Annotated in this window: 22 protein-coding genes; 17 read left to right on the forward strand and 5 right to left on the reverse strand. The window is 65.9% G+C overall.

All coding sequences use genetic code 11. The features are described 5' to 3' along the window. Positions 1–2: 2 nt before the first annotated feature. Entirely contained in the window at positions 3–737 is a 735-nt protein-coding gene (locus tag ACPVPU_RS07620) for an NYN domain-containing protein (protein ID WP_448660370.1), read from the reverse strand. 164 nt (positions 738–901) lie between these two features. Between ACPVPU_RS07620 and ACPVPU_RS07625 the strand changes: the two genes are divergently transcribed. Beyond that, on the forward strand, positions 902–1147 hold the full coding sequence (locus ACPVPU_RS07625; protein ID WP_448660371.1) for a hypothetical protein: 246 nt from the start codon (positions 902–904) through the stop codon (positions 1145–1147). Here ACPVPU_RS07625 and greB read toward each other — a convergent pair. Together greB and ACPVPU_RS07635 are read right to left on the reverse strand one after the other, a co-directional pair. After that, a complete protein-coding gene (gene greB / locus ACPVPU_RS07630; RefSeq protein ID WP_448660372.1) occupies positions 1123–1617 on the reverse strand; it encodes a transcription elongation factor GreB in 495 nt (164 codons plus the stop codon). The genes ACPVPU_RS07625 and greB overlap by 25 nt on opposite strands. 220 nt (positions 1618–1837) lie before the next feature. Beyond that, positions 1838–3826, reverse strand: coding sequence for a lytic transglycosylase domain-containing protein (locus ACPVPU_RS07635; RefSeq protein WP_448660441.1), 1989 nt, complete (start codon positions 3824–3826; stop codon positions 1838–1840). 60 nt (positions 3827–3886) lie between these two features. Here ACPVPU_RS07635 and dapA point away from each other — a divergent pair, with 60 nt between their 5' ends. The 16 genes from dapA to ACPVPU_RS07715 all read left to right on the forward strand — a co-directional run bounded on the left by dapA (position 3887) and on the right by ACPVPU_RS07715 (position 22326). After that, positions 3887–4768: a 4-hydroxy-tetrahydrodipicolinate synthase gene (dapA, locus tag ACPVPU_RS07640; protein WP_448660373.1), complete on the forward strand. Its 882-nt coding sequence runs from the start codon at positions 3887–3889 to the stop codon at positions 4766–4768. A gap of 112 nt (positions 4769–4880) precedes the next feature. Beyond that, positions 4881–5483 carry a hypothetical protein gene (locus tag ACPVPU_RS07645; protein WP_448660374.1) on the forward strand — a complete coding sequence of 201 codons (603 nt, stop codon included), beginning with the start codon at positions 4881–4883 and terminating at the stop codon, positions 5481–5483. Between the two features lie 139 nt (positions 5484–5622). Further along, positions 5623–6105, forward strand: coding sequence for an SsrA-binding protein SmpB (gene smpB / locus ACPVPU_RS07650; protein WP_448660375.1), 483 nt, complete (start codon positions 5623–5625; stop codon positions 6103–6105). Between the two features lie 4 nt (positions 6106–6109). Continuing rightward, positions 6110–6661 (forward strand): DUF2062 domain-containing protein, encoded by a 552-nt coding sequence (locus tag ACPVPU_RS07655; RefSeq protein ID WP_448660376.1) that lies wholly within the window; start codon positions 6110–6112, stop codon positions 6659–6661. Positions 6662–6733: 72 nt separating this feature from the next. Beyond that, positions 6734–8785, forward strand: a complete 2052-nt coding sequence (locus tag ACPVPU_RS07660; RefSeq protein ID WP_448660377.1) for a M13 family metallopeptidase — start codon at positions 6734–6736, stop codon at positions 8783–8785. 106 nt (positions 8786–8891) lie between these two features. Next, the gene (locus tag ACPVPU_RS07665) at positions 8892–11300 is read left to right on the forward strand and encodes an ATP-binding protein (protein WP_448660378.1); all 2409 of its coding nucleotides are present in this window, start codon (positions 8892–8894) and stop codon (positions 11298–11300) included. A 39-nt stretch (positions 11301–11339) separates the two neighbouring features. After that, entirely contained in the window at positions 11340–11699 is a 360-nt protein-coding gene (locus ACPVPU_RS07670; RefSeq protein WP_448660379.1) for a response regulator, read from the forward strand. Between the two features lie 104 nt (positions 11700–11803). Further along, entirely contained in the window at positions 11804–12883 is a 1080-nt protein-coding gene (gene recA / locus ACPVPU_RS07675) for a recombinase RecA (RefSeq protein WP_448660380.1), read from the forward strand. 182 nt (positions 12884–13065) lie between these two features. Further along, entirely contained in the window at positions 13066–13692 is a 627-nt protein-coding gene (locus tag ACPVPU_RS07680; RefSeq protein WP_448660381.1) for a glutathione S-transferase family protein, read from the forward strand. Positions 13693–13711: 19 nt separating this feature from the next. Then, complete coding sequence (locus ACPVPU_RS07685) at positions 13712–14545, forward strand: hypothetical protein (protein WP_448660382.1); 834 nt, start codon at positions 13712–13714, stop codon at positions 14543–14545. Between the two features lie 113 nt (positions 14546–14658). Further along, complete coding sequence (locus ACPVPU_RS07690; RefSeq protein ID WP_448660383.1) at positions 14659–15969, forward strand: dicarboxylate/amino acid:cation symporter; 1311 nt, start codon at positions 14659–14661, stop codon at positions 15967–15969. Further along, positions 15966–17219 (forward strand): M24 family metallopeptidase, encoded by a 1254-nt coding sequence (locus tag ACPVPU_RS07695; protein ID WP_448660384.1) that lies wholly within the window; start codon positions 15966–15968, stop codon positions 17217–17219. The genes ACPVPU_RS07690 and ACPVPU_RS07695 overlap by 4 nt, the downstream gene beginning before the upstream one ends. After that, positions 17220–18056 (forward strand): GIY-YIG nuclease family protein, encoded by an 837-nt coding sequence (locus ACPVPU_RS07700; protein ID WP_448660385.1) that lies wholly within the window; start codon positions 17220–17222, stop codon positions 18054–18056. 70 nt (positions 18057–18126) lie between these two features. Further along, complete coding sequence (alaS, locus tag ACPVPU_RS07705) at positions 18127–20787, forward strand: alanine--tRNA ligase (protein WP_448660386.1); 2661 nt, start codon at positions 18127–18129, stop codon at positions 20785–20787. A 64-nt stretch (positions 20788–20851) separates the two neighbouring features. Then, positions 20852–21598 (forward strand): TonB-dependent receptor, encoded by a 747-nt coding sequence (locus ACPVPU_RS07710; protein WP_448660387.1) that lies wholly within the window; start codon positions 20852–20854, stop codon positions 21596–21598. Then, entirely contained in the window at positions 21595–22326 is a 732-nt protein-coding gene (locus ACPVPU_RS07715; RefSeq protein WP_448660388.1) for a TonB-dependent receptor, read from the forward strand. The genes ACPVPU_RS07710 and ACPVPU_RS07715 overlap by 4 nt, the downstream gene beginning before the upstream one ends. 8 nt (positions 22327–22334) lie before the next feature. Here ACPVPU_RS07715 and ACPVPU_RS07720 read toward each other — a convergent pair whose 3' ends face one another. Then, positions 22335–22721 (reverse strand): DUF4174 domain-containing protein, encoded by a 387-nt coding sequence (locus ACPVPU_RS07720; protein ID WP_448660389.1) that lies wholly within the window; start codon positions 22719–22721, stop codon positions 22335–22337. Positions 22722–22736: 15 nt separating this feature from the next. Continuing rightward, positions 22737–23639: an acyl-CoA thioesterase gene (locus tag ACPVPU_RS07725; protein WP_448660390.1), complete on the reverse strand. Its 903-nt coding sequence runs from the start codon at positions 23637–23639 to the stop codon at positions 22737–22739. Positions 23640–23646: the final 7 nt, after the last annotated feature.

Consider the following 23646-nt stretch of genomic DNA (forward strand, 5'->3'; position numbering starts at 1 on the left):
AACTACCTTACGCGTTTCACGAACACGCGGCCCCCGTCGCGCCGCTCGATCTGGAAATTGGGAACGGCCTCCATCAGGTCGGATAGCCGCGCATAACCGAAATTGCGGGTGTCGAAACTCGACCGGTTGCCCGCCCGCTGGCCGACATCGGTCAGGCTGGCAAACCCGCGCTCGTCGCGCTTGGCGGAATTATACGCATCGATCAACAATTTGATCAGTTCGGCATCGTCAACGGTCGGTTTCCCCTCCGCGCGGGGCGGGGCGGGGGCACCTTCGGCAGTGGTCAGTGCGCTCACGTCGATGAACCGCGTGCATGCCTCGCGGAACCCCTCCGGCGTGCGGCTGGTGCCGAAACCATAGACGGGCAGCCCTTCCTGCCGGATGCGCATGGCCAGCGGCATGAAATCGCTGTCCGAACTCATGATGCCGAATCCGGTGACCCGCCCCCGGTGCAGCAGGTCCATGGCATCGATCGTCATCCGCATGTCGGTGGCGTTCTTGCCCTTGGTGATGTCGAACTGCTGATAGGGTTCCAGCCCGTGGCGCAGCGACTGGTCCTGCCAGCCCTTCAACGCGGGTTTCTTCCAGTTGCCATAGACGCGGCGGATATTGACCGTGCCAAGCTCCGCCAGCACGGTCAGGACGGGATCGAGCGAGCTAGGCGAGGCATTGTCGGCATCGATCAGCAGCGCGACATTGCCCCCCGATGCGCTGCCATTGCCGTTGCTGTTCGTCATGGCCGCATCCTAGCCCCGCACAGGGCCGCCGAACATGGGCTTAAAGCGCCATCCGCCGTGCAAATCCGCTCGCTCGACCCGAAAACCGGGCTTGGCAGCGATGTTCGTTTCGTGAAAGTATCGAACCGCGGGCGGGGGGTGCCCGCGCCACCGAGTCGGGGGACATGGGCGCAATCACCATGACGGGCTGGGCAGCGCTTGTCCTGATGCTGACAGTTATCTATCTGGTCGGGCCGGTGCTGGCGTCGGCCACCGTCGCCCGGCTGCGCGGCGACGAATGGCTGGAATGGCTGGAGGAGGATGGCGAGGCGATGGCCGAATCGGCCTTGCGGCGTATCTTCACCCTTGCGATGGCGGCGCTTGTGCTTGGCCTGGCTTATTGGGGCTATGTCACCTTCATCGCCGGATAATCGATCGCCATTACCTCATATTCCCGCTCGCCAGCGGGCAGGATGACGCGGCGCAGGTCACCCACCGCCGCGCCGCGCAGCGCCCGCGCGATGGGCGCGTTCCAGCCGATGCGCCCCGCACCCGCATCCGCCTCGTCATCACCGGTCAGGGTCAGGACGCGTTCCCGCTCGTCCTCGTCCACGATCGTCACCGTCGCGCCGAACCAGACGCGCGACCGGTCCGCCTGCCGCGCGGGGTCCACCACCTGTGCCGCCTTCATCCGCTTGGCCAGCCAGCCCAGCCGCCGGTCGATCTCGCGCAGCCGCTTCTTGCCGTACAGATAATCCCCGTTTTCCGACCGGTCGCCATTGCCCGCCGCCCAGGAAATCACCTCGACCAGCTTCGGCCGCTCGTCCGCGAACAACTGGTCATACTCGGCCTTCAGCGCGGCATAGCCGGCGGGGGTGATGAAATTGGGGCGCTGTTCCATGGGCGGGGGCTTAGCGCGACAACCCATCAATCGTCATCCCGGAAGCCGGTTTTCTTCAAATCGCAGATTTGATCGGAAGATCGAGCTGTCCGGGATCCATGGTGAGGTAGCCGCCGACGGAGAGATGGATCCCGGAGTGCAAGGCTTTCCAACGGAAAACCTGCCGGTTTTCCGGGAAAGCCGAACATCCGGGATGATGGGGGCCAGAGGGCAACCCGCCTCAGCCCGGCTGCCGCTTCCCCAGATACCAGCTCACATGATGCGGCCCGCGCGAGCGGGCGCGCTGCGGGTGCATCAGGTCATAGACGACCGCGTTTTCCAACACGCGCTGCACATAGTTCTTGGTTTCGTAGATCGGGATCGCCTCGACCCAGCGGACCATGTCGATGGCACCCGTGCGCGGGTCGCCATTGGCGCGCAGCCATTTGTTCACATTGCCCGGCCCGGCATTGTACGCCGCCACCGCCAGCGGATAGCTGCCGCCATAATAGTCCAGCATCCGCTGGAAATAACCGCTGCCCAGCTGGATATTGTAACTGGTATCCTGTGTCAGCGCCGACGGGTTGTAGCTCAGGCCCAGCTTGCCCGCCTGTTCGCGCGCCGTGCCGGGCATCAGCTGCATCATGCCGCGCGCACCCGCATGGCTGATCGCCTCGCGGTCGAACTGGCTTTCCTGGCGCGCGATCGCGTGGATCATCGTCCAGTACGCGTCCTGCCCCATCGGCACCGGCACGGCGGGATAGCCAGCGACGCTATAGTCGGACAGGCCATTGAGCAGCGCCGACCGCCCCACCATCACGCCCAGATCAGGGCGTCCCAGCGTCTTGGACAGCTCGGCTGCCAGCGCATGATCGGTGTCGCTGGTCGCGTCATTGGCGATCTGGCGGATGAACAGCGTCTGTTCCTTCCGCGCGCCGCTGCGGCCCAGATAGCTTGCAGCGCGCACCACGCCCCGGTTCATGAACGCGCGCCGCGCCTCCTCTGCCACCGGCATCGCGACAGTCGACGGCGCGCGATAGGGCTGTCCCAGCCGCTCCAGCGCCAGCTGCCCGTAATAGAGGTCGGGGTACCCGGCGGCGCGGGCATACCATTGCTGCGCGCCCGCCCGGTCGCTAGCCGCTTCCGCCGCGCGGCCCGCCCAGTAATAGCCCTTCGACCGGGTCTGCGGCGTGCGCGATCCGTTGCCATAGCGGCTGAACATGCCCACCGCGTCCGCCGGACGATTCAGCTTGTCCAGCGCGGTCGTGCCCGCCAGCCAGACCAGGCTGGTATAATCGTCCCGCTCACCCAGCGATTTCGTGCTGACATCGGTGCCCGCCGGATAGGCGTCGTCCACCTGCGCCGCGATCTGATAGGCAAGCGCATGCTGGCCGTCGCTGGCCGCCGCGCGGGCCATGGTCAACAGCGTTTCGAACCATTTCTCCGCATCGCCCGGCGTCGCGGTCAATTGCCGCGGCTGGGCCAGCATCGCGCGCGCCGCCTGGCTCTGCCCGGTATAGCGCAGCCAGTTGGCCCGGTCCGCGATCAGGCCGGGATCGCCGCGTCCCAGGTCGGGCGGCACCAGCGCCGCATCGGCGGCCGTCGTGCGATAGGCGAGCCGTGCGGCAAAGATCGGCCGCATGGTCGCGGAGGTGAAACCCAGCTGACGCTGCGCCGCGCTGGTCGCATTCTGCCAGAGCAGCCGGTCCATGCGCGCGTCATGATCCGCCGGGGTCAGGGCGCCCGGAAACCGGCCGAGCAGCGCGCTTTCGTCCTGCGGGCGCAGGCTGCCCATCCGCCAGGCGCGCCGCGCCGCCTCGTTCGCCTCCGCGATCCGCCCCATCGCTGCCAGCGCCTCGGCATGGCGCAACTGGCCAGCGCCTGTCAGCGGCGCGAAGCGGGCAAAGAACTGGTCCACCAGTCGCGGGTCGCTTGCCCCGCTGGACAGGCTGGTCTCGGCGGCGGCACGGCGGCTGCGCTCGCCCGGCCAGCCCGGATGGTTCAGCATGAACCCGGCATAGCTGGAAAAGGGCAGGTTGTCCGACTGCTGCAACTGGCGCCAGCGGTCGATGTCCGCCGCGATCGGATCGACAGGCTGCACCATGCCCCCGCCGCCCGGGATCGGCTGAACGATCTCCTGCGACGTCACGGCGGCGGAAGTCGCGATCAGGCCGGTGCCTGCCGCGATCCAGGCGATACTCTGCCAGAACCAGTGCTGCATACTGGACATCATACGGAATCCGGCCCTATTGGCCAGCCGCAATCGCCGCGATGAAGGGGTTTTTCGGTCATGTCGCTCTCCGGGTCCATTCCCGCGCTCGTCACCCCCTTCGTGAACGGCGCTTTCGTCGAAAGCCTCTACCGCGACTTTATCGAATGGCAGCTGAACAAGGGGTCGTCGGCGCTCGTCCCCTGCGGCACGACCGGAGAGGCGGCGACGCTGACGGCGGAGGAGCATTTCCGCATCGTGCGGGTCTGCGTCGATCAGGCGGCGGGCCGCGTGCCGGTGATCGCGGGCGCTGGGTCGAACGACACCCGCGTCGCCATCGCCAATATCCGCGCGGCAAAGGAAGTGGGGGCCGACTATGCGCTGATGGTCCCGCCCTATTACAACCGCCCCAATCAGGAGGGGATCTTCCGGCATTTCGAGGCGATCGTGAACGCCTGCGACCTGCCGATCGTTCTTTATAACGTACCCGGCCGCACGGTGACGGACTTTGCCGTCGAAACCATTGGCCGGCTGGCAGCGGCGTTCCCCTCGATCGTCGGCATCAAGGACGCGACTGGGGCCATCGCCCGCGTGTCGGCCCAGCGCGCTGCGGCGGGAGCGGACTTCGTGCAGCTGTCCGGCAATGACGACATGGCGCTTGCCTTCAACGCGATGGGCGGGGTGGGGTGCATCTCGGTCACCGCCAACGTCGCCCCGCGCCTGTGCGCCGAGTTCCAGGCCGCGACGCTGGCGGGGGATTATGCCGCTGCGCTGGATTATCAGGACAGGCTCTGGCCGCTCCACCACGCGTTGTTCACCGATGCCTCGCCCGGCCCGGTCAAATACGCCCTCAACCGCATCCGCCCCGATTTCCCCGCCGAACTCCGCCTGCCCATGACCCCGCCCGGCGAAGCGAGCCGCGCTGCGGTCGATGCGGCGCTGGCCCATGCGGGGCTGGTCTAGCATCACCTGCGACGGAAGCGGCCCTTCCGCAACCGACCCCATTGCGGTCGTCTCGCCCGAGTCATAAACTTCGGAAATGGTTACCCCGCCGCCAACTTCGAGCCACACAAGATTGGCGGACTCGATCGAAGATTTGTATCGGGTGTTCGCTGCAAAGGCTCCGCCCCTCATCGAGGGTTGTCCTTGTTGTATCGACACGCGAAATGTCGATGTGTTGCTCTCTAACCCCCTCCGGGAATTGGACGGGGATCAGCTGTGGCGCTACATCACCGGCGCATACCTGACGGTAGGGGGCGACCGAGATTTTCGGTATTTGATGCCCCGAATTTTTGAGTTGGCCGCAGTTGGCCCTTTCGGGGTGCCACACACGGAAATCGTGCTTGGCAAACTCGCTCTTGCGCGATGGGAAACATGGTCAGTCGCCGAGAGGGAGGCTGTTCTAGAGTTTATTGACGCATGGTTCTCCGCGGCGCTTGAGCAAGATTTGCTGCACGCAGAGGACGGTTGCATCGACCAATCCCAGACCATTTTATGCGGCATGGCTCGTGCTGGCCTACCACTTACCGATTGGCTCATTCGGTTGACCGAACCTGAGTATGAGCCGATCTTGGCGGACCTACGTCAGCGTTACCCGCGAGACCTATCCCCTTTTTGGAACAGCGCCCCGGACGGTTTCGCGCAGTTGTCGGCGGTTCTTGCGGAAGGGGCGGCCTGAAGGCAGCTATCCACCCAGTAGCTGCCAATCAGCGTGTCTGTCGAAAGCTGCCATCTTAGACGCCGCGGCCCGATGCGATGCGCTCCCCTCGCGCTTCCCGCTTCCCTTTCGCGCCTCGCCTCCCTACATCGCGCGCTCCATGGCTCGTCCGCGTCCCCAATCCTTCGAGAAGGTCAAGACCGTCGCCGAAAACCGGCGCGCACGGTTCGATTATGCGATCGAGACGGTGTACGAGGCGGGGATCGCGCTCACCGGCACTGAGGTGAAGAGCCTGCGCTTTGGCGAGGGGTCGATCGTCGAGGCCTATGCCGAGGTAAAGGACGGGCAGGTCTGGCTGGTCAATTCCAACATCCCGGAATTCAGTCACGGCAACCGCTATAATCACGAGCCGAAGCGTCCGCGTAAACTGCTCCTTCACGAGCGTGAGATAAACAAGCTGCACGGGGCGGTGGCACGCGAGGGGATGACCCTGGTGCCGCTGTCGGTTTATTTCAACGGGCGGGGCCGGGCAAAGGTCGAACTCGCGCTGGCCAAGGGCAAGAAGGCGCATGACAAGCGCGAGACCATCAAGGAGCGCGAATGGAAGCGTGACCAGCAGCGGCTCCTTCGCAACCATGGGTGATCGCATGGCGGGCCGCCGCTGGATCGCTCGCCTGATGGCGGCGATGCCGACCCGCGAGCAGCTGGCCGATCATCGCCTGACCCGCCCCTTTGCCAACCGCATCCTGGCACCCTCCTTGTGGCGCTTTACCCGCCGGTCGGTCCCGCGCGGCGTCGCCCTGGGCGTCGTCACCGGCATCATGATCCCGGTCGCGCAGATTCCGGCAACCGCGCTTCTGGCGCTGCCGCTGCGCGCCAATATCCCGGCGGCGGCGGCGACCACGTTCATCACCAATCCCTTCACCACGCCGCCCATCTGGGTCGCGGCCTATATGGTCGGCAAATGGCTGCTTCGCATCGACGAACAGTTGCCGGGCAACCCGATCCGTTCGGGCGCGGTGGCGGCGGATCGCGGCTGGCTCGACTGGCTGCTGGTGGAGGCGGGACCGGCGACGCTGACCGGGCTGATCGTCTTTTCCGTGCTGGGCGCCCTTATCGCCTATTTCGGCACCGCCTTTGGCTGGCGCTGGTGGATCGGGCGCAAATGGCGGCGGTCGCGCCGGGGCGTGCGAAACTGACGTCACGCCGGTTGACCCGGCGTATGGCGGGACTAAGACAGCGCATCCCAATTTTCGACGAAGGATGCGTCCATGCGGATTTCCGCTCTCACCCTGTCCCTCCTCGCCAGCGCCGCATTGGTCGGTGCCTGCGCGCCCGTCACTAGCGAAACGACGACGGCGACTGCCTCGACCGCGACGCCGGCCGCGCCACAATATGGCGTGTTTGGTTTCGATGCCGCCGGCATGGACCGGTCGGTCGCCCCGGGCGACAATTTCTATGATTTCGCCAACGGCGCCTGGATGAAGGCGAACCCGGTGCCGGCGGACAAGTCGAACTACGGCATGTTCACCGTGCTCGACGAACTGTCGCGCGAACGCACCCGCGAAATCCTGGAAGCGGCGCAGGGCGATGCGAACAGCAAGATCGGCACCGCCTATGCCAGCTATCTGGATACCGCCGCGATCAACGCCGCCGGGCTTGCGCCGATCCAGCCCTGGCTGACGCAGATCAAGGGCCTGTCGGACAAGTCGGGCTATCCCGCGCTCGTCGCCCAGGCGCAGGTGAACGGCGTCGGCGGCCCGTTCGGTGCCTATGTCAACAATGACGACAAGCGGCCGGACACCTATGCGCTCAATCTGGTGCAAAGCGGGCTGGGGATGCCCGACCGTGACTATTACCTGTCCAGCGAACCGCGTCAGGCAAAGGTGCGCGCGGCCTACCTGGCGCATCTGGCCAAGGTGATGACGCTGGCGGGCGAGCCGAACGCCGATGCGCGCGCACAGGCGCTGCTGGCATTCGAAACCGAAATCGCGCGCGTCCACTGGACCCGCACCGAAAGCCGCGACGCGGAAAAGACCTATAACAAGATGACGCTGGCCGAACTGGCGGCGAAGGCCCCCGGTTTCGACTTCGCGCCCTATTTCCGCGGGCTGGGCGCCAATGTCGACAGCGTGATCGTGGCCCAGCCGAGCGCGGTTGCGGGCATCGCGAAGCTAATCGCCGCAACGCCGGTATCGGTGCTGAAGGACCAGTTGCTCGTCCGCTCGCTCAACGGCTTTGCCGACGTGCTGCCCGAAGCGTTCGACCGCGAACAATTCGCCTTCTACGGCACCACGCTGTCCGGCACCCCGCAACAGGAACCCCGCTGGAAGCGGGCGGTGGGCTTCACCACCGGCGCCTTGGCCGATGACGTCAGCAAGCTTTATGTCGCCAAATATTTCCCGCCGGAAACCAAGGCGGCGATGGACGAGCTGGTCCGCAACGTGACCGCGGCGATGGGCCGCCGCATCGACGGGCTGACCTGGATGGATGCCCAGACCAAGGCAAAGGCGCGGGCCAAGCTTGCGTCCTTCACGCCCAAGATCGGCTATCCGGATCGCTGGCAGGATTATTCCGACCTGGAAATCCGCGCGGGCGACGCGCTGGGCAACAACCTGCGCGCCAACCAGTGGGCGCACCGCGACAATTTCAGCAAGCTGGGCCAACCGATCCGCAAATGGGAATGGGGCATGACGCCGATGACGGTGAATGCCTATGCCAACCCCACAATGAACGAGATCGTGTTCCCCGCCGCGATCCTGCAACCGCCCTTTTTCGATCCCAACGCCGATCCGGCGGTGAACTATGGCGGCATCGGCGCGGTGATCGGGCACGAAATCAGCCACCATTTCGACGATCAGGGCCGGAAATACGATCCCAATGGCGCGCTGACCGACTGGTGGACGGCCGAGGACGTGAAGCGCTTCGACGCGCTGACGGCGCAGCTGGTCAAGCAGTATGACGGCTATGAGCCGCTGCCCGGCGGCAAGGTGAATGGCAGCCTGACGCTCGGCGAAAACATCGCCGACCTGGCCGGGCTTACCGTCGCATGGGACGCCTATCAGGCATCGCTGGATGGCAAGGCGGCACCGGTCATCGACGGCTTCGGCGCGGAACAGCGTTTCTATCTGGGCTGGGCGCAGATCTGGCGGCGGACCTATCGCGAGGAGAATCTGCGCCAGCGGCTGCTGACCGATCCGCACTCGCCCTCGGAACAGCGGGCCTGGGTCGTGCGCAATCTCGATCCCTGGTATGCGGGCTTTAACCCGCAGCCGTCGAGCCGCCTGTATCTGGCACCGGAAGCGCGCGTCCGCATCTGGTAAAAATGGCCAACCGGCATGGGCCGGCCGGGCGATCCGTCGTCCGGCCGCCTTTCCCTGCACGGTCGCTTGACCGGCGACGGCGCGGGCGTGACAAGGGCGCAACGCCATGACCATGCCCGCCGCTTCGCCCAATCGTTCCCCGTTGATCTGGGCGCTGCTCGCCACGCTGGCGGCCAGTGCGTTGCTGCTGTGGTTGGTGCGCAGCCCCATATTCGCCGGCGGGTTCGCCGCCGCCGCGCTGGTGCTGGTCGCCCTTGCCGCGCTGATCGTCCGTCGGCCCGCTGCCGACGGTACCGAACCGTCGCCGGTCGAACCGGACTGGGCATTGGCCCGGGTGATCGCCGACGGCCTGTCCGATGCGGCAGTCGTCACGGATCGTGCCGGGCGCATGGTCTTTGCCAACCAGGCCTATGCCCACCAGTTTCCCGATCTGCCCGCGCCGCCCATGCTGCCGATGAGCGATGCGGATATCGCCGCATTGACCGCCGCTGCCCGGCTGGCCTGGCGCGATGGTCAGGCGGAAAGCGAACTGCTGACGCTCGGCGCGCGCACCGTCCGCGCGGTGATCGTGCGCGGCGGTCAGCAGGGGCTGATCTGGCGCTTTGTCCTGCCGGACGACGCGGTGCGCCGTGCGACCCTTCCCGGCATGATCGCAGGCCCGCTTGGCGATCGGCTGGGGCAGGCGGGGGTGATGGCGGTGCTGGTCGAGGGCGACGGGCGGATGATCGCCGCCAGCCGCGTGTTCCGCCACCGTGCGCTGGGCGGCATCGACGTGCCCGTCGAGGGGCGCAACCTCGCCCCGCTGTTGCTGCCCGCCGATGATGACGTCAGCCGGTTTCGCCTGTCGGGCGAGGGGGAGGGGGCGGGCCTGTTGCGCCTGTTCCAGCTGCCGCTGGACGATGCAGAATCGGGCCGGGACGACGGGCCGATCCTGCTGGCAATGGTGGACGAGGAGGAACGGGCCGCCCCGGCCTCGCCCAACCTGGATGCGCAGGGCTGGTTGCAGGCGATGATCGCACTGTTGCCGGGGGGCGTCGCCTTGCTCGATGAACAGGGGCGGCTGGCCTGCGTCAACGACGGCTTCTACCGCGCGACCGGAACCAGCGACGCGACGCGCCCCACCTGGCCCGGCGACCTGCTGGTGCGCGAGGACAAGGCGGCGCTGGCCGATGCCATTCACCGCATGGCCCGGCCCGGCGCGCGGTCCACCGACCTGTCCGTTCGGCTGCGGGTCCGCCCGGACGAACCGGTCTCGCTGCGCGCCACCGGGCTTGGCGCGATCGCGCGCGGTCAGGTGATGCTGGCGTTCAAGGATACGGGCGAGGAACAGGAACTGAAGCGTCAGGTGGCGCAGGCGATCAAGATGCAGGCGGTTGGCCAGCTGGCCGGCGGCGTCGCCCATGATTTCAACAACATCCTCACCGCCATTCTCGGCCATTGCGACCTGATGTTGATGCGCCACGACCCCGGCGACAGCGACCATGACGATATTCAGCAGATCCGCTCCAACGCCAATCGCGCCGCCAGCCTGACCCGCCAGCTGCTCGCCTTTTCCCGGCAACAGACGCTGCGGCCCCAGGTGCTTCAGTTGCCTGACGTGATTTCCGAGGTATCGGCCCTGCTCAAGCGGCTGCTGGGCGAAACCGTCGAGCTGGTGGTTCAGCACGGGCGCGGACTTGGCCCCGTCCGCGCCGATCCCGGTCAGCTGGAACAGGTGGTGGTCAACCTGGCCGTCAACGCCCGCGACGCCATGCTGGCCGCGCATCCCAATGGCGGCGGGGTTCTCAGGATCGAGACGCTGGCGGTCAGCGCTGCCGATGTGCGCAAGCGCGGCGACGGGGTGCTGCCGGAGGGCGACTATACGGCGCTCCGCGTCTCCGACACCGGCACCGGCATCCCGCCGGACATCCAGGCAAAGATCTTCGAGCCCTTTTTCACGACCAAGGAAACCGGCAAGGGCACGGGCCTCGGCCTGTCCACCGTCTATGGCATCGTCAAGCAATCGGGCGGCTATATCTTTGCCGATTCGACACCGGGCAGCGGGGCGACCTTCACCATCTATCTGCCGGTCCACCGTGCCGCCGAACCGGCGGGCAAGGCGCTGAAACCGGCGACCCCTGCGGCAAAGGCGGCGGTGCCCGACCTGTGGGGCACCGGCACCATCCTGCTGGTGGAGGACGAGGACATGGTCCGCGCCGTCGCCGAACGGGCACTGGCGCGTCAGGGCTACCGCGTGCTCACTGCCGATAATGGCGAAGTGGCGATGCAGATGCTGGCCGACGGGGTCCGGCCCGATCTGCTCATCACCGATGTCGTCATGCCGGTGATGGACGGTCCCACCCTGGTCGGCCATGTCCGGCGCGAGTTCCCCGATCTGCCCATCCTGTTCATGTCGGGCTATGCCGAGGAACAGGCGCGGCGGCAGATCACGATCGACAATGTCGGGTTTTTGCCGAAACCCTTTTCCGTACAACAGCTTGCACAAGCGGCCCGGGACGTTATGACGGCGCAATGAACGCTGGCGACTTGCCGTCTGCGGCTTTAGGATCGTTGCATGAGCGTTTCGCAATCCCGTATTCTGATCGTCGAGGATGAACCCTTGATCGCCATGATGCTGGAAGATTTCCTGGACATGCTGAGCCACGGCGTCGTCGGCCCGGCCGATGCCGTCGACAAGGCTGCGGCCCTGGTCCAGTCCGGCGGGTTCGACGCCGCGATCGTCGACGTCAATCTGCGGGGCGGCGAACAGTCGTGGCCCGTTGCCGACGCGCTGGATGCCGCCGGCATCCCCTTCGCGCTCGCCACCGGTAGCGGGGGAGAGGACATCGCCCAGCGCCATGCGGGCCGCCCCGTGCTCGCCAAGCCGTTCACCTTCGATCAGGTCGAACGCACCCTGGGCATGTTGCTCGGCTGAGCCTCTCACTGTTCCACTCTTGTTCTACAGGAACAAATGCGATACATGACGTTCAACACGATTGAACGCATGATCCATTTCCTCTAGCGACAGGGACAGCGCAGATGGCCGCGAAACTGAAGGTGATCGACACCGATATGGCGACTTCCACGGATCGGCAAAAGGCGCTCGACGCCGCCCTGGCCCAGATCGACCGGGCGTTCGGCAAGGGCTCGGCGATGAAGCTGGGGCAAAAGGAAGCGATGCAGGTGGAGGCGATCTCCACCGGGTCGCTCGGCCTCGACATCGCGCTCGGCGTCGGCGGCCTGCCGCGCGGCCGCGTGATCGAGGTTTACGGGCCGGAAAGCTCGGGCAAGACCACCCTCGCCCTGCACGTCATTGCAGAGGCGCAGAAGGGTGGCGGCACGGCGGCATTCGTCGATGCCGAACACGCGCTCGATCCCGTCTATGCCAAGAAGCTGGGCGTCAATATCGACGAACTGATCGTGTCCCAACCCGATACCGGCGAGCAGGCGCTGGAGATCGTCGACACGCTGGTCCGCTCGAACGCGATCGACGTGCTGGTGGTCGATTCGGTCGCTGCCCTGGTGCCGCGTGCGGAAATCGAGGGCGAGATGGGCGACAGCCATGTCGGCCTTCAGGCCCGCCTGATGTCGCAGAGCCTGCGCAAGCTGACCGGTTCGATCAGCCGCTCGCGCTGCATGGTGATCTTCATCAATCAGCTGCGCATGAAGATCGGCGTCATGTACGGCAATCCTGAAACCACGACCGGCGGCAATGCGCTGAAATTCTACGCCTCCGTCCGGCTCGACATCCGCCGCACCGGCCAGATCAAGGACCGCGACGACATCATCGGCAACGCGACCCGCGTGAAGGTGGTGAAGAACAAGGTCGCCCCGCCGTTCAAGCAGGTCGAATTCGACATCATGTATGGCGAGGGCATTTCCAAGATCGGCGAGATCCTGGACTTGGGCGTCAAGGCGGGGCTGGTCGAGAAGTCGGGCGCCTGGTTCAGCTATGACAGCGTCCGCATCGGTCAGGGCCGCGAGAACGCCAAGACGTTCCTCAAGGAAAATACCGAGCTGTGCGCCAAGCTCGAGGCCGCGATCCGCGCGCGCACCGAAAAGGTGGCCGAGGAAATGATGACCGGCCCCGACGCGGACGACGATAGCGACGATATGTAACCCGCTGCCGCTGCGTGGCAGGTTGGGAATGGGGCGCGGCCCGGTGGAACGTCCACCGGGCCGCGTTCGTTTTGGGGACCGCTTCATCGCCCAGGGACCTGTTGACACCTGACCGCCAAGTCCTTCCAACACGGTCAGGAAGAATTGTCCCGCATCGCTCGTCGCTTCAGGGAGCCATCGCCATGACCATCCGCGTCCATCACCTCGAAAACTCCCGCTCCCAGCGCATCCTGTGGCTGCTCGAGGAACTCGGCCTGCCCTATGAAGTGGTCCGCTATCAGCGGGACAAGGTGACGATGCTCGCCCCGCCGGAGCTGAAGCGCGTCCACCCGCTCGGCAAATCGCCCGTGATCGAGGATGACGGGCGCGTCATCGCCGAAACCGGGGCGATCGTCGACTATCTGGTCCACCGCGCCGATGGCCAATTCGGTCAGCCGGCGCACCGCGAGGATGCGCTGCGCTGGACCTTCTTCATGCATTATGCCGAAGGGTCGCTGATGCCGCCGCTGCTTCTCAAGCTGGTGTTGTCGAAAGTGCCGCTGTTCGGCGGTATGGCACAAAAGAAGATCCAGCCGATGATCGATGTCCATCTCGATTATGTCGAGGCGGAACTGGCCAGCCGGCCCTGGTTCGCCGGCCAGTCCTTTACCGCCGCCGACATCATGATGAGCTTTCCGCTGGAGGCCGCCCGGTCGCGCGCTGGGCTGGACAGTCGTCGCCCCGCAACCCTTGCCTGGCTCGACACCATCCATGCCCGCCCCGCCTATCAGGCCGCGCTCGCCGCCGGCGGCCCCTATGCCTATGCCTGACGGCTATTGCCGCCCGGCGATGGCCGGTCTGATCCTTGTCGGGCTGGCCGTCCCGTTCGCTACCCCCCGGTCGGTCGCCCAGGTCGCTACTCCCGGGCCCGATGACGGGCCAGATATCGTCGTCGACGCCGTTGCCGGGATCGTCGTCAACGGTCGCGTGCGGCGCTGCACCCCGCTGCGCGACGATCCAGCCAATGGGGTGGACGTCTACAGCGGAGGGAACGGCTCCAGCCTGATGACGCTGGTCCCCGGCAAGTCGGGCGGCTTTGCCTTTGTCCCCAATGCCGAACAGGTCACCGGCCCGGATTATTGGCAGCGCACCGGCATCGGGCTTCACCGCTATGTGTTTCGCGCGCCTGCCGACGGCTCGCCGATGTGCATCGGGGCACGCAGTGGCGGCGGCAATCATGCGGCCTTTCGCCGGATCGTCGATGCGGCGCCCTATCGCGGCCAGCGGGTCCGCTTCACCTTGTGGGTGGCGACGCGTGCCGTCGATCAGGTGAATTTCTGGGCGGCGGCCGGCAATGCGTGGCAGCAACCGGAGCCATCCGGCGCGCCGGACGCCGCCGCTCGACCGGAACCGGCAAAGCGCGCTCGACGATTGCTCAACGGCGGTAACAGCAATTTCCGGCCCTTTGCCGGGTCGCGCGGCTGGACACCGGTAATGGTGGAAATCGGGCCGATCGCGCCGGACGCCGATCATGTCAGCTATGGCTTCGCGCTGGTCGGCGACGGCGATGTCTGGGCGCACCGCCCGATGATCGAACCCGTGCCTGCCACGCCGGGCGTGACGGGGGACAAGCTGGTCATCGGCCGGGAATGGCGGCCGCCACAACCGGTCACGGCGGATTGATCCTCCCCCGTCTGCGCCGCACCGCGGCATTTTTCGCCGTGCGTGGCTCGACTTGTGCCCGGCCCCCCGTCTAGGCTGGCGCGATAGACCAGGCAGACGGGGGCGCACACGGCATGACGACGGCGACGGCAACGGATGAGAGCGCGCACGGCCTGTCGCTGCAATGGCAGATGCTGATCGGCTTTGCCGCCGGTCTGATCGTCGGACTGGTCGTCCATTACGGCGCGGGCGATGCGGCCTGGGTCAAGACCGTGACCACTTACGTCACTGCCCCCATAGGCCAGCTGTTCCTGCGCCTCTTGTTCATGCTGGTCATCCCGCTCCTGTTCTCGGCGCTGGTCGTAGGCATTGCGGAAATGGGCGAGGTGCGGTCCCTGCGCCGCATCGGGCTCAAGACACTTGGCTGGACGCTGGTTGCATCGACCGTCGCGGTCATCGTCAGCCTGGTGCTGGTCAACCTGCTTCAGCCCGGCAGCGGCGTCGATCCCGCCGTCGCGCGGCAGATGCTGGCGGACGGGCAGGGCGCGGCCGGATCGATCCTCGAACGCACGGCGACCACGCCCACCGGCATGGACGCGCTCCTCGCCATCGTGCCGACCAACATCGTCACCGCCATGGCGAACAACGACATCCTCGCCGTGATGTTCTTTGCCCTGTTCTTCGGTATCGGCCTGGTGCTGGTCGATCGGCCGGAAACGGAGTCGATCAAGCGGGCGATGCAGGGCCTGTTCGAAATCTCGATGCGCCTGATCGGCATCGTCATCCGCTTGGCCCCAATCGCAGTCTTCTGTTTCATGTTCAATCTGGCCGCCCTGTTCGGCTGGGATCTGCTGATCCGCCTGTCGGCCTATGTCGGTGTCGTCGTGCTCGCGCTCGGCATCCAGATGTTCCTGATCTTTCCTGCCCTGATCGCGCTGGTCGCCAAGCGTTCGCCCATCCAGTTTTTCCGCGACGTGCAGGAGGCGATGGTCATGGCCTTTTCCACTGCCAGCTCCAACGCCAGCCTGCCCACCGCCCTGCGCGTAGCGGACGAGAAACTGCGCCTGCCGCCAAAGGTCGGGCGTTTCGTCCTCACCATCGGCGCAACCGCCAACCAGAACGGCACGGCCATGTTCGAAGGGGTGACGGTGATCTTCCTCGCTCAGTTCTTCGGCGTCGACCTGACTATCTGGCAACAGGTGACGGTGATGCTGATCTGCATCCTGGGCGGAATCGGCACGGCCGGCGTCCCCGCCGGATCGCTGCCCGTCGTCGCGCTGATCCTCGGCATGGTCGGTGTCCCGCCAGAGGGGATCGGCCTGGTCCTCGGTGTCGACCGCTTCCTCGACATGTGCCGCACGACCCTCAACGTCACCGGCGACCTCGCGCTCGCCACGCTGGTTGCTGCGGGAGAGGACTCGGTCGAAGAGCCATTGGCGGCATGAGGCTGACCCGACGCGCGCTGATCGGCACGGCCGCGCTCGCGCCGCTGGCGACCAGCGCCATAGCCCGTGCCATGGAGCCGGACCTGTCCGCGCTCGCCCCGATCACCGGCGCGGCCAAGCCCATCGGCTCGGACGAACGCCGCGCCCGCCTCTCCCGCGCGCAATCGCTGATGAAGGCATCGGGCATCGGCGCGGTCCTGATCGAACCGGGCGCCAGCCTGGTCTATTTCACCGGCGTCCGCTGGGGGCGCAGCGAACGGCTGACCGCCGCCGTGCTGCCGGTGGAGGGCGATCCGCTGATCGTCACGCCCTTTTTCGAGGAACCCTCGGTTCGCGAAACGCTGGGCATACCGGCGGAGGTCCGCGTGTGGCAGGAACATGAGGACCCGCTTGCGTTGGTCGCCGAGTGGCTAAGGGAAAAGGGGTTGGCCACCCGCCGCGTCGGGATCGAGGAAACCGCCCGCTATTTCGCCGTCGACGGCCTTGCCCGCGCGCTCGGCGATGCCCGCCTGATCGTCTCCGCCAACCCGGTCGTGCGCGGCTGCCGCATGATCAAGAGCGCGGCCGAAATCGCGCTGATGCAGGCCGCGTCAGACGTCACCATGGCCGCCTATCGCTGGACCCATCCCCGGATCGAGGCGGGCATGACCCCGCGCGACATCGCCGCGATGATGAGCGCCGCGACGGTCAAACTGGGCGGCGAAGTCGCCTTCAACCTGATCCTGCTGGGCGAGGCGTCCGCCTACCCGCACGGCACGCGCAAAGCCCAGCGGGTGACGCCGGGCGAGGTCGTGCTGATGGACTGCGGCGCGGTCGTCCATGACTATGAAAGCGATATCAGCCGCACCTTCGTCCACGGCACGCCCACGCCGGAACAGCGCAAGGTATGGGGCGAGATGCGCCGGGGCCAGGACGTGGCACTCGCCGCCGCCTGCAACGGCGCGCCCGCAGGCAGCGTGGACGATGCCGTCCGCGCCTATTACGAATCGCTCGGCTATGGCCCGGATTACAAGCTCCCCGGCCTGTCCCACCGCACCGGCCACGGCATCGGCATGGACGGCCATGAACCGATCAACCTGGTCCGCGGAGAGACGACGCCGCTCGCCCCCGGCATGTGCTTCTCCAACGAACCCGGCATCTATCTGCCCGGCAAGTTCGGCATCCGGCTGGAAGACTGCTTCCACATGACCGAAGCGGGTCCGAAATGGTTCAGCCAACCCGCCCGCTCGATCGACGAGCCGATTGGCTAGATGCTGTTCGAAGGCAACAGTAGCGAATTATCTGCTTACCTCAGGGGGACGCGCAACAGTTACTATGTCTATTTGCTATGCCGTCCCGATGGCACCCCATTTTACATTGGCAAAGGAACTGCCCGTAGGGCGCTAGAGCACGAGGCGGAAGCGCGGCGGGCTCACTTAATCGGCGAGAGCAATCCCTTCAAATGCAATGTGATCCGGAAGATCATTAGAACTGGCAGGCAGGTCCTATATCGCATCGACTCAGTATACGACAAAAAAGATCAGGTGGATTGTTTGCTACGCGAAGCCGCATTGATCGCAGAGTATAAACGTCTACATGAGGGGGGCTGTCTCACTAATCTGGCTGGAGGCGTCGGGGCCGTGTCAGGGGCTGCCCCATTTAGCTTAGCAAAGCACGCTGCAACACTGTCGGGAGAACGTGCTGACAATCCTGAGCGAGCAAAGCTGAACAAGTTTATCGCAGGAATTGGTGAAGTTCAGAGCGTCCCAATCAAGCCGCTGCGACAAATTTCCAGAGTTCTTCCAACCACACCCCATCCGTCGCCTCGCAAACCGACCGCTCGGTGTGCGTTTGCGCTGGTCGCTAGTGCTTCAGCCCACGGATTGCCGCTGACAGCTGGCATGAGCATTCCCCGCTCATTCATCTATGATGGCGTGGAAGCAATAATTGAAAATGGAGTGGCTCGGGACATTCTTAAAGCTGGCGTAGCAAGCTTGGATCCGGCAGTCGATCCGCGCGACGAGGCGTTCGCACTTTCGGCAAAGCAAATCGAATGGATCGTAAGCGCAGTCGGGAAAAAAGCGCTGGAGGTGCGTGGCCTGCTCTGAGGCGAGCGGTGAATCATCCCAACCAGTCGTTTCGCTTGAGCGAAGCGGTTTGCCCCACTAAGTCGGCACCATGACCTCGACGAACGATATCCGCCGCTCCTTCCTCGATTATTTCGAGGGTCAGGGCCATGCCCGCGTCCAGTCCGCGCCGCTGGTGCCGCACAACGATCCGACGTTGATGTTCGTCAATGCGGGCATGGTGCCGTTCAAGAACGTCTTCACTGGCCTGGAAACGCGGCCCTATTCCACCGCCACCTCTTCGCAGAAATGCGTCCGCGCCGGCGGCAAGCACAATGACCTCGACAATGTCGGCTATACCGCTCGGCACCACACCTTCTTTGAAATGCTGGGGAATTTCAGCTTCGGCGACTATTTCAAGGAACAGGCGATCACCCACGCCTGGACGCTCCTCACCCGCGAATGGGGGCTGAACCCGGAGCGGTTGACCGCGACGGTCTATCACACCGACGATCAGGCGTTCGACCTGTGGAAGAAGATCGCGGGCCTGCCCGAGGAACGCATCATCCGCATCGCTACCAAGGATAATTTCTGGGCGATGGGCGCGGACGGCCCCTGCGGTCCCTGTTCCGAAATCTTCTACGACCATGGCGACCATATCTGGGGCGGCCCGCCAGGAAGCCCGGATGAGGATGGCGATCGCTTCGTCGAAATCTGGAACCTCGTCTTCATGCAGCATCTGCAGGAAGCGGACGAGATCGTCAGCGATCTGCCGCGGCCCAGCATCGATACCGGCATGGGGCTGGAGCGCGTGGCCGCGGTGCTTCAGGGCGTGCACGACAACTACGATACCGACACGTTCAAGGCGCTGATCGCCGCCAGCGGGGCGCTCACCGGCTCGGCTACCACCGGTGACAATCAGGCGAGCCACCGCGTCATCGCCGATCACCTGCGCTCGGCCGGGTTCCTGGTCGCGGACGGGGTGCTGCCCGCCAATGAAGGGCGCGGCTATGTGCTCCGCCGCATCATGCGCCGCGCCATGCGCCATGCGCATCTGCTGGGGGCGAAGGACCCGCTGATGCACCGGCTGGTGCCGGAACTGGTTTCCGAAATGGGCGCTGCCTTCCCCGAACTGGTCCGCGCCCAGCCGCTCATCGAGGCGACCTTGCTGCAGGAGGAAACCCGCTTCCGCCAGACGCTTGCCAATGGCCTGCGCCTGCTCGACGAAGCGACGGCTACGATGAGCGAGGGCGATACGCTGCCCGGCGAGACCGCGTTCAAGCTCTATGACACGTACGGCTTCCCCTATGACCTGACCGAGGACGCGCTCCGTCCTCAGGGCATGGCTGTCGACCGCGCCGGTTTCGACGCCGCGATGAAGCGGCAAAAGGATGCCGCCCGCGCCGCATGGAAAGGGTCGGGTGCCAAGGCCAGCGACGATGTCTGGTTCGACATTGCCGAGGAACTGGGCGGCACCGAATTCACCGGCTATGTCTCGTCAGAGGGCGAGGGCCAGGTGGTGGCGCTGGTCCGCGACGGTGCGCGGGTCGACCGTGCCGCACCGGGCGACAGCGTGATCGTCCTGACCAATCAGACGCCCTTCTATGGCGAAAGCGGCGGCCAGACCGGTGACGCCGGGATCATCAGCAATGACAAGGGCTTGCGGGTCGTCGTTGAAGATACGTCGAAGCCGCTGGGCAGGCTCCATGCGCATCAGGCTCGGGTGGAATCCGGCCAGATCGCTGTCGGTGACACGGTGAAACTGGCGATCGATGTCGAGCGCCGCGATGCCATCCGCGCCAACCACTCCGCCACGCATCTGCTGCACGCGGCGCTCCGCAACCGGCTCGGCACCCATGTCAGCCAGAAGGGCTCGCTGGTCGCGGCCGATCGCCTGCGCTTCGATTTCTCGCATCCCTCGGCGCTCAGCCCTCAGGAGATCGCCCAGATCGAGGCGGATGTGAACGCCGAAATCCGCGCCAATGAACAGGTGACGACCCGCCTGATGACGCCCGACGACGCCATTGCCGCCGGGGCCATGGCACTGTTCGGCGAGAAATATGGCGACGAGGTCCGCGTGCTTTCCATGGGCCGCCTGACCGACAAGCATTATTCTGTCGAACTGTGCGGCGGCACCCATGTCCGCGCCACGGGCGACATCGCGGTGTTCAAGATCGTCAGCGAAAGCGCGGTTTCCAGCGGTGTCCGCCGGATCGAGGCGCTGACCGGGGAGGGCGCGCGACTGTGGCTCGCCGATCGCGACGCCAAGCTGCGCGAGGCGGCGGCGGCGCTCAAGGCTGCGCCCGACGAGGTGCCCGCCCGCGTCATCAGCCTGATGGAGGAACGCAAGCGGCTGGAACGCGAGCTTGCCGAGGCGAAAAGGGCGCTGGCGCTGGGTGGGGGGGGTGCCGCAGCGCCTGCTGGCCCGGAACAGGTCGCTGGCACCAGCTTCATCGGTCAGGTGCTGGACGGCCTCGATCCCAAGGCCCTGCGCGGGGCGGTGGACGAGGCAAAGGCTCGTATCGGCAGCGGCGTCGTCGCTTTGGTCGCGGTCAACGAAGGCCGTGCCTCGATCGCGGTGGGCGTAACCGACGACCTCACTGCCCGGTTGAGCGCGGTCGACCTGGTCAAGGCGGGCGTCGCCGCGCTGGGCGGACAGGGTGGCGGCGGCCGTCCCGACATGGCCCAGGGCGGCGGCCCGGATGGTGCCAAGGGCGCGGACGCGCTGGCGGCAGTCAGGGACGCGCTGGAGGGCGTCGCGGCGGCGGCGTGATGCCGCTTCCCTAATCGCTTTTCCCATGCCACGCTGATCGAACGTCAGGGGAGGGGATAGGCCGATGGGCAGGCTATGCTGGATGCTCGCCGCGATGGGATTGACGCTTGCCGCCGCAGCGCCGCTTCATGCGCAGGACGAGGTTATCGTCACGGCAAGCCTGAAGCGCGAGTCCGCAGCATTTGTCGACTCGATCGATGCCGAGGAGATTACCCCGCCGGTGCCGCCCGCGTCCGCAATGGTCCTGCGCCGCCGGGCCGACTTCGCGGTTCAGCCGGTGGAGATCAAGGGCGATACGCTGGATGCCGATCAGCGGCGCGCGGAAATCATGGCGATGGCCCGCAAGGCCGTGGAGCTTGCCGGTCGAAGCGGCGTCGAGCTCGCCATCGGTGGCATGACGCTTGAACCGCTGACGGCGGACAAGGTGGACGGCCTTGATGTTCAGCGGATCACCTATCCCAACGAAGGCAGCCGTGTGCTGTTTTTGGTCAAGGTGCCGCTGACGGCCGATCTCAGCTATCCCGACGTGCTGAAGCGGGTCGATGCGTTCATCAAATCCGTGCCACCGGTAGGCCGTGCCCAGATGAACAGCTTCGCCGATCTGGCGCTCAGCGTCGTCGACCCGGAGCAGTATCGCGGTGCGATCATGGAACGCATTGCCGCCAATTCGGGGACGAGCGCGGCTGCCTTCGGCCAGGGCTATGCGGTCACCGTCACGGGGGTCGAGCGGCCGGTCCAATGGGCATGGGCCGGATCGAACGACGTCAATCTCTTTCTCCCGATCACCGTCAATGTGGTGCCCCGCCCATGAAACACAGGCTCAGGATCGTGCTGTCCTCGCTGGCAGTTATCGCCATGGATGCGGCTCCCGTTTTCGCTCAGGAAGTCCTGGTTTCCGGCCAGTATCGACGTGGCTATGCGGTGGCTTCGCCCAATGTCTCGGCTCCTACCCAGCTTCCTTCGGTCATCGGGCTCCGGCGCAATGCCGATTTCGTCGTGCAGTCCGTTATCCTGACGGGGGATACGCGGGATGCGGAAACGCGGCTTCAGGAGTTGCAGGCGACGGTGCTCGCCGCCATTGCTCAGGCCCAGCGATCCGGCCTGCAGCTCGCGGTCGGAACCGAGGTGCTGGAGCCGCTGACCCAAGCCAATCATCGCCAGCTCCTGCTCGGCACCACGGGCCGCCCGGATACCGTTCAGACGACCGTGCAGGTAAAGGTGCCGCTGACCACCGGTATGACGCTGAACGACACCGGCGAACGGATCGCGGCGTTCGTCAAGGCGGTAAAACCCGTTGGCCGCACCACGATTGCCGTCTCTGGCGATCCGGCGCTGTCGGTGCTGGAACCCGATCAGTATCGCGGCCAGATCGTGGATTTGATCGCGGCGGATGCGAAAGCGATGAGCGCGCGCTTCGGGCCGGGCCACGGGGTTCAGGTCACCGGCCTTGATCGCCCGGTGCAATGGCGACGCACCGGCGCGACCGAAGTGATGCTGTATCTGCCGGGCTGGTATCTGGTCGTTCCGGCTTCGCGCTGACCGATGGCCTATTGTCGCTGCATCTCGCTTGCCCGCATCGGCATGGCGTCGATGGTCTCGAACAGTCGGTCCTGCGACACGGGCTCGGCGGAGCGCAGCTTCACGCCGCCATCCTTGCCGATCAGCAGTACGGTCAGTGGCCCATCGGGTTTCAGCCGCTGGCGCAGCGCGGCGGCGGAGGTGCTGGAGCCGCTGACCCGGTCGCCGATAACCTCGATCCGGTGCAGGTCGCGCTCCGCCATGCCGCTCGCATCGGTGAGCAGCGCTCGCTGGCGTTTGGCCATTGCCTCGTCGGCGGCAAAGACGACGACGACCCGCTTGTCCCAGCGCATCGACTCCAGCGTCGGGGCGGATTGCAGGGCCAGGGCGGCGGTCAGGGCGGGAAGGAGAGCCATGGCACGTTGAACGCCCTATTCGGCGCGAGGCTCCACACCCCGCATCCGGATCAGCCCTTCCTGGGCGACGCTTGCGATCATCCGGCCGTCGCGGCTGAATATCTGCCCTCGGTTGAAGCCCCGCGCTGCCCCGGCCCAGGGGCTGTCGCAATCGTACAGCAGCCAGTTGTCTGCCCGGAATGACTGATGAAACCACAACGCATGGTCAAGGCTCGCTGTCTGGAACCCCGGCGTCATCCAGTTGACCCCGTGGGGCAGGGTGCAGGTGCCGAGCAGCGTCATGTCGCTGGCATAGGCCAGGATCGCCCGGTGCAGCGCAGGATCGGCGGGCAGCTCGGTCGCTGTCTTCAGCCAGCTTGCCTGCCGGGCGGGCCTGGGCTTCGGGCGAAACCAGTCACGCGGCTCGCACGGCCGGATCTCGATGGGGCGGGCGCGCAGGAAGAAGCGGCGGAGCTTGTCCGGCACCTGCGCCTCGATCTCCGCGCGCAGCTCGCGCTCGGACCGAAGCTGCTCCGGCATCGGCACGTCGGGCATCGCATCCTGATGCGCCATGCCTGCTTCCTCGATCTGAAAGGACGCGATCATGTTCAGGATCGGTTGCCCGCCCTGCGACGCGATCACCCGGCGATTGGCGAAGCTGCGCCCCTCGAAATCCCGGACCACGCGGTAGATGATCGGGTGCCGCTCATCGCCCGCCCGCATGAAATAGGCGTGCAGCGAATGGCACGCCTTGCCCTCCACCGATCGCTGCGCCGCCTGCAAAGCTTGCGCGATCACCTGTCCGCCGAACACACGACCCGTCCCCTCCGGCTGGCGGGCACCGCGATACAGGTCGGTGTCGATCCGCTCGACATCCAGGAGGGCAATCAGCTGGGCGACCAGCCCCTCGGGCGTATCGGCGCGGCGTTCGTCGCTCATGCCTGGG

Source organism: Sphingomonas paludis, from assembly GCF_053502515.1.